The following is a 2,350-nucleotide window of genomic DNA, read 5'->3' as shown; positions in this document are numbered from 1 at the left end:
AACCTCCCCGTCGATGTGGACTCTTGGGGGAGATAAGCCTGTTATCCCCAGGGTAGCTTTTATCCGTTGAGCGATGGCCCTTCCATGCGGTACCACCGGATCACTAAGTCCGACTTTCGTCCCTGCTCGACTTGTTGGTCTCGCAGTCAAGCTCCCTTATGCCTTTGCACTCTTCGAATGATTTCCAACCATTCTGAGGGAACCTTTGAACGCCTCCGTTACTCTTTAGGAGGCGACCGCCCCAGTCAAACTGCCCGCCTGACACGGTCCCCGTACCCGTTTAGGGTACCAGGTTAGAACCTAGATACGATCAGGGTGGTATCCCAACGGCGCCTCCGTAGAAGCTTGCGCTCCTACTTCTACGGCTCCCACCTATCCTGTACAGATCGTACCCAAATTCAATATCAAGCTGCAGTAAAGCTCCATGGGGTCTTTCCGTCTTGTCGCGGGTAACCTGCATCTTCACAGGTATTAAAATTTCACCGGATCTCTCGTTGAGACAGCGCCCAAGTCGTTACGCCATTCGTGCGGGTCAGAATTTACCTGACAAGGAATTTCGCTACCTTAGGACCGTTATAGTTACGGCCGCCGTTTACTGGGGCTTCGGTTCACAGCTTCGGATTGCTCCTAACCGCTCCCCTTAACCTTCCAGCACCGGGCAGGCGTCAGCCCGTATACTTCGCCTTGCGGCTTCGCACAGACCTGTGTTTTTGCTAAACAGTCGCTTGGGCCTTTTCACTGCGGCCCCCTCGGGCTATTCACCCTACCGAGGCACCCCTTCTCCCGAAGTTACGGGGTCATTTTGCCGAGTTCCTTAACGAGAGTTCTTCCGCGCGCCTTAGAATTCTCTTCTCGCCTACCTGTGTCGGTTTGCGGTACGGGCACCTTCTCCTGGCTAGAGGCTTTTCTTGGCAGTGTGAGATCATGACCTTCGCTACTACAATTTTCGCTCCCCATCACAGCCCAGCCTTACGATGTGCGGATTTGCCTACACACCAGCCTCACTGCTTAGACGGACATCCATCAGTCCGCGTCACTACCCTCCTGCGTCACCCCATCGCTCATAGCGGATTACGGTGGTACAGTAATTTCAAACTGTTGTCCTTCGACTACGCCTGTCGGCCTCGCCTTAGGTCCCGACTTACCCTGAGCGGACGAGCCTTCCTCAGGAAACCTTGGGCTTTCGGCGGATCAGATTCTCACTGATCTTTTCGTTACTCATACCGGCATTCTCACTTGTATACTCTCCAGCGCTCCTTACGGTACACCTTCAACGTATATACAACGCTCCCCTACCCCAGATGCAAAGCATCTAGCCATAGCTTCGGTGGTGTGTTTAGCCCCGTTACATTTTCGGCGCAGAGTCACTCGACCAGTGAGCTATTACGCACTCTTTCAATGGTGGCTGCTTCTAAGCCAACATCCTGGTTGTCTGTGCAACTCCACATCCTTTCCCACTTAACACACACTTGGGGACCTTAGCTGATGGTCTGGGCTGTTTCCCTTTTGACAATGGATCTTAGCACTCACTGTCTGACTCCCGGCAAGAAGTTAATGGCATTCGGAGTTTGACTGAGCTTGGTAACCCTTGCGGGCCCCGCACCCAATCAGTGCTCTACCTCCACCACTCCATTCACCGAGGCTAGCCCTAAAGCTATTTCGGGGAGAACCAGCTATCTCCGAGTTCGATTGGAATTTCTCCGCTACCCCCACCTCATCCCCGCATTTTTCAACATGCGTGGGTTCGGGCCTCCAGTGCGTGTTACCGCACCTTCACCCTGGACAGGGGTAGATCACACGGTTTCGGGTCTACGTCCACATACTTAGTCGCCCTATTCAGACTCGCTTTCGCTGCGGCTCCGGCTTCTCACCTTAACCTTGCATGTTAAACGTAACTCGCCGGTTCATTCTACAAAAGGCACGCCATCACCCCTAAAACGGGCTCTGACTTTTTGTAAGCACACGGTTTCAGGTTCTATTTCACTCCCCTTCCGGGGTGCTTTTCACCTTTCCCTCACGGTACTGTTTCACTATCGGTCGCCAGGTAGTATTTAGCCTTAGCAGATGGTCCTGCTGGATTCATACGGGGTTTCACGTGCCCCGCACTACTCGGGATCCGTCTCGGAGAGAACACAGTTTAGGTTACAGGGCTTTTACCTCTATCGCGGGCCTTTCCAGACCTCTTCACCTACCATATTCCTTTGTAACTCCATGTGAGACGTCCCACAACCCCAAGGGGCAAGCCCCTTGGTTTAGGCTGTTCCGCGTTCGCTCGCCGCTACTGACGGAATCACTATTGTTTTCTCTTCCTCAGGGTACTTAGATGTTTCAGTTCCCCTGGTCTGCCTCT

1 rRNA gene is annotated in these 2,350 nt (G+C 53.3%); it reads right to left on the bottom strand.

Annotated elements, in window-relative coordinates:
- Window positions 1-2,350 (bottom strand): 23S ribosomal RNA (locus A3842_RS08870); the annotation flags it as partial.

It is taken from the genome of Paenibacillus sp. P3E (assembly GCF_001909045.1).
Taxonomy (GTDB): domain Bacteria; phylum Bacillota; class Bacilli; order Paenibacillales; family Paenibacillaceae; genus Paenibacillus_AQ; species Paenibacillus_AQ helianthi.
This window is presented reverse-complemented; position numbering and strand designations above follow the sequence as displayed.